This window comes from Nocardiopsis nanhaiensis (assembly GCF_054778635.1).
Genome location: NZ_BAAGZJ010000157.1, coordinates 1 through 4,746 on the forward strand (window position 1 = coordinate 1; position 4,746 = coordinate 4,746).

The window sequence follows — 4,746 nt, forward strand, 5'->3', positions numbered from 1 at the left end:
GGGGCCGGGGCGTGTGGCGGGGAGCTGGAACAAGCGTCCAGCTCCCCGTTACGAGGTTCCGAAAAAGCATAAAACGGGCACCACGGGCCGCTCTAGAGACAAGCAAGCAGCTTAAACGACAAGCTAGGGCGTGTTCGGTGGATGCTGCCCGTCGCGAGCGGCGTATCCAGTGGTGCTGGCACAAGGCCGAAGAAGGAGTTCCCCTGCTGTGCGCTGCCTCGCAAGCTCGGCAGCATCGCACAGCGGGGCCCGCCCGGGTTTGGCTGTCGACTGAGAGATGCGCAGTGACAGTGCCGCTGGGGCGACGCGCAGCAGGGTATGTGTCCGCCGAACATGCCCTAGGGGCGGCCAGCCGAGTTCTCCGGCCACACCTGGTCCTATGCACCAAATATCGGGTATCTGGCCTAAAGTTGTATTGATCGATCATCGATCAGACCGTAGAGTGTGCGCGACGCACGTCACATCCGCGCGCACGTCCCCTGGTGGTTCGGGGTCGTTCATCCGGCCGGTGAACGAACCCGGACGGCCTCCCGGCTGATGCTTACGGCACTCCAGACCGGGAAGCAATGCCGTCAAGGGTTTCGGCGCGACAACTGCACACGCGACCCGACTCACTTCGCGTCCGTAACCGGGCCCAGCCACGGCCCGACCGGACGCGCCCCGAACAGCCACGGTGTCGCCGCCGATGAGCCCGGCGGCGGCACACGCCCGGAGCACGCCCGACAGCGGGTTCCGGGTCGGCCACGCCATCCGGCCCACAGGCCGGAAGGGCAGGCCTTCTCGCACGTAGAAAGGCACAACATGGCTGACACGGCCAAGCCGAAGGGCGGCAGCGCCCGGTCCTCCGGGTCCCGGCGCCGAAGCCGCAAGGACAACACGGGTCTCGGCGATGAGAAGCCGGACACCCTCCTCGACTACTACCGCCAGATGCTCTTCATCCGCCGCTTCGAAGAGCGCACCGGACAGGCCTACACCCAGGCCCGCATCGGCGGTTACTGCCACCTCAACCTCGGCGAGGAAGCCACCGTCGTCGGTCTGATGACCGCCCTCCAACAGCGCGACTACCTGTTCACGAACTACCGTGACCACGGGTACGCGATCGGCAAGGGCATGGACCCCAAGAACGTCATGGCCGAGCTCTACGGGCGCGTGGACGGCGTCTCCAAGGGCTGGGGCGGCTCCATGCACATGTACGACACCGAGACCCGCATGCTCGGCGGCTACGGCATCGTCGGCGGGCAGCTCCCGCTGGCCACCGGCGCCGCGCTCGCCGTCTCCTACCGCGGCGGCGACGAGGTCGTCATGTGCCAGATGGGCGACGGCACCACCAACATCGGCGCCTGGCACGAGTCCCTCAACATCGCCAAGCTGTGGAACCTGCCGATCGTCTTCGTGGTGGTCAACAACTTCACCGGCATGGGCACCACGGTGGACATGTCCTCCGCCGAGCCCGAGCTGTACAAGCGCGGCTCCGCCTTCCGCATCGAGGGCGAGCGCGTGGACGGCCGCGACGTCCTGGCCGTCCGCGACACCGCCACCAAGCTGGTCGAGCGCGCCCGCGAAGAGCAGACGCCGTTCCTCCTGGAGGCGTGGAGCTACCGGATGAAGGGCCACTCCGTGGTCGACCCGGCCAAGTACCGCACGCAGGAGCAGAAGGACGAGGCCCGCGCCGAGGAGAACGACCCGCTCGCGATCTACGGCGCCCAGCTGGCCAAGGCCGGCATCCTCACCGACGACCTGCGGGACGAGATCGCCGCCTCGGTCAAGGCCGAAGTCGCCGAAGCCGCGGACTTCGCCGAGAACAGCCCGAAGCCGGACGTGTCGACGCTGTTCGACTACACGTACGCCTCCCCGGTGGCCAACGAGTCGCGGCGCATGCCCGCCGACCCGGTGTTCGCAGAGTAGAGAAGGAACGAGCACATGTCTGTGATCACATACCGCCAGGCTCTGCGGGACACGCTTCGCGCCGAGATGGTGCGCGACGACGACGTCCTCGTGATCGGCGAGGAGATCGGTGTCTTCGAGGGCTCCTACAAGATCACCGAGGGCCTCCTCAAGGAGTTCGGCCCGCGGCGCGTCAAGGACACTCCGATCGCCGAGGAGGGCTTCGTCGGCGCGGCCGTCGGCGCCGCCATGCTGGGCCTGCGCCCGGTCGTCGAGCTGATGACGATCAACTTCTCCCTGATCGCCATCGACCAGATCATCAACCACGCCGCCAAGATCTACGGCATGTTCGGCGGCCAGACCAGCGTTCCCATGGTCATTCGCACGCCCGGCGGCGGTGGCCAGCAGCTCGGTGCGACGCACTCGCAGAACATCGAGCTGTTCTACTCCTTCATCCCCGGCCTCAAGGTGATGGCTCCCAGCACCCCGGCCGAGGCCTCCTCGATGTTGCGCGCGGCGATCCGCGACGACGACCCGGTCCTGTTCCTGGAGAACCTGGGTCTGTACAACACCAAGGGCGAGGTCCCGGAGGACTACGCCCAGGCAGAGAACGACAACGTCGCCGCCATCGGCCGCGCGGGCGTGAGCCGTGAGGGCTCCGACATCACCCTGATCGGTTACTCCCGGATGGCCACAGTCGCGAACCAGGTCGCCGAGAAGCTGGCCGAAGAGGACATCAGCGTCGAGGTCGTGGACCTGCGCAGCCTGCGTCCCCTCGACCGCCAGACCTTCGTGGACTCGGTCAAGAAGACCGGTGCCGCGGTGATCTGCGAGGACGACTGGCTCACCTACGGGATCGGCGCGGAGATCGCCGCCTCGATCCAGGAGGGGGCCTTCGACTACCTGGACGCCCCCGTCCGCCGGGTGGCCATGGCCGAGGTGCCCATGCCCTATGCCAAGCCGCTGGAGACCGCCGCCCTGCCGTCGGTCGAGTCGATCAGCACCGCGATCAAGGAGACCCTGAGCGCCGTCGGCAAACGGGTCGGGTAGAGGGAGTTTCAATGAGCGAGATCCACATGCCGCGCCTCTCCGACACCATGGAGGAAGGCGTCATCTCCACCTGGGTCAAGAAGGTGGGGGACAAGGTCGCCTCCGGTGACGTGCTGGTCGAGATCGAGACCGACAAGGCCGTCATGGAGTACGAGGCCTACGAGGACGGTTACCTGGTCAAGCAGAACGTGTCCGAGGGCGACACCGTGCCGATCGGCGAGGTCATCGGCCTGATCGGCGACTCCCCGGACGCAGTTCCCGAGGAGTCGGGCGCCCCCGCGGCCCCGGCCGCTGAGAAGGACGCGGAGCCGAAGCCGGAAGAGCCCGAGCAGGAGGCTAAGGCCGAGGAGACCGCCCCGGCGGCCGCGCCCGCCCCCGCGAGCGGCGGCGACGGTCCCGCCGAGCGTCCCCGTACCTCTCCGCTGGCCCGTCGGCTGGCCAAGGAGTACGGCCTGGACATCACGAAGATCAAGGGTTCGGGTCCCAAGGGCCGGATCGTGCGCGCCGACATCGAGGCCGCCGCCAAGGACGGTTCCGCGGCCGAGTCCGCTCCGGCGCCCGACACGAGCGCCCCGGCCAAGGCCGCACCGGCGCCCGCCGCGCAGTCCTTCGACGACGGCCGTGACTCCGAAGAGCTCAAGACCAGCAATGTGCGCAAGGTGATCGCGCGCCGCCTGACCGAGAGCAAGCAGACGGTCCCGCACTTCTACCTGCGCCGCACGATCGACGCCGAGGCCCTCAAGGCCTTCCGGGGTCAGATCAACGAGCAGCTGGCCAGCACGGGCGCGAAGGTCAGCTTCAACGACCTGATCGTGAAGGGCTGTGCCACCGCGCTGAAGCTGCACCCGGCGGTCAACACCTCCTGGGTGAACGACAACCTGGTCCAGCACAACCGGATCAACGTCGGCGTGGCCGTCGCCGTGGACGCCGGGCTGGTCGTGCCGGTGCTGCACGACACCGACAAGGCGACGCTGACCGACATCTCCTCGCGCACGCGTGAGCTGGCGGGCAAGGCCCGGGACAACAAGCTCAAGCCGCAGGAGATGAGCGGTGGCACGTTCAGCGTGTCCAACCTGGGCATGTTCGGTATCGACAGCTTCTCCGCGGTGATCAACCCGCCGGAGGCCGCCATCCTCGCGGTCGGCGCGATGCGCCAGGAGCCCGTGGTCGTCGACGGCGAGGTGTCGGTGCGCAACCGCATCTCCCTGGAGCTGTCGGTGGACCACCGCGCGGTCGACGGCGCCGTGGGTGCCGCCTTCCTCAAGGAGCTCGCGGAGATCCTCGAGGAGCCCATGCGGATCATCCTGTAACACCCCTGCGTGACGCCACGCGTGTGACGCCCCGGTCGGAACTGTTTCCGGCCGGGGTGTTCTGTGCTCCCGGGAACCGCCCACAACCTGTGGACAGAGTTACCGCACCTCCGCCATGGGCGACACCCAAAGGCTCCCTCCGCCGCAGGCGACATCCAAGACCGACAGACCGGGCACCTGCTCGCCCCCGGAGCGGAGTTGACATCCCTGGCCACTGCGTCCCGCACCGACCAGGTCTAAGCCCCCACACCGTTGTTTGGGGCGTACCTCTTGGGGTGCTCGGGGTTGGGGCGTACCTCTTGGGGTGCTCGGGTTTGCCCCGTAGGGTTGGGGGTGTCCTCCTTTCCCGCCGCGTGATTGTGGCCGTCTCCGCTACGCGCCTCAAGGTCGTCGCCGTCGAGCGCTTCGCGCGTCAACGGCGCTCCACCTTGACCCGCTCCGCTACGACGGCGGGTTGGCGGCTATCGGGAAAGGGGGACGCGTGGTCGAGGTCCGAGCGGGA

The 4,746-nt window shown here is 68.0% G+C and carries 3 protein-coding genes; all 3 read left to right on the plus strand.

Annotated elements, in window-relative coordinates:
* The first annotated feature begins 801 nt into the window (after positions 1 to 801).
* The 3 genes from pdhA to ACYVD1_RS34345 are packed head-to-tail and all read left to right on the plus strand — an operon-like array spanning position 802 to position 4,244.
* On the plus strand, positions 802 to 1,905 hold the full coding sequence (gene pdhA / locus ACYVD1_RS34335) for a pyruvate dehydrogenase (acetyl-transferring) E1 component subunit alpha (RefSeq protein WP_460778649.1): 1,104 nt from the start codon (positions 802 to 804) through the stop codon (positions 1,903 to 1,905).
* A 15-nt stretch (positions 1,906 to 1,920) separates the two neighbouring features.
* On the plus strand, positions 1,921 to 2,934 hold the full coding sequence (locus ACYVD1_RS34340; RefSeq protein ID WP_460778650.1) for an alpha-ketoacid dehydrogenase subunit beta: 1,014 nt from the start codon (positions 1,921 to 1,923) through the stop codon (positions 2,932 to 2,934).
* 11 nt (positions 2,935 to 2,945) lie between these two features.
* Positions 2,946 to 4,244, plus strand: a complete 1,299-nt coding sequence (locus tag ACYVD1_RS34345) for a dihydrolipoamide acetyltransferase family protein (protein ID WP_460778651.1) — start codon at positions 2,946 to 2,948, stop codon at positions 4,242 to 4,244.
* Positions 4,245 to 4,746: the final 502 nt, after the last annotated feature.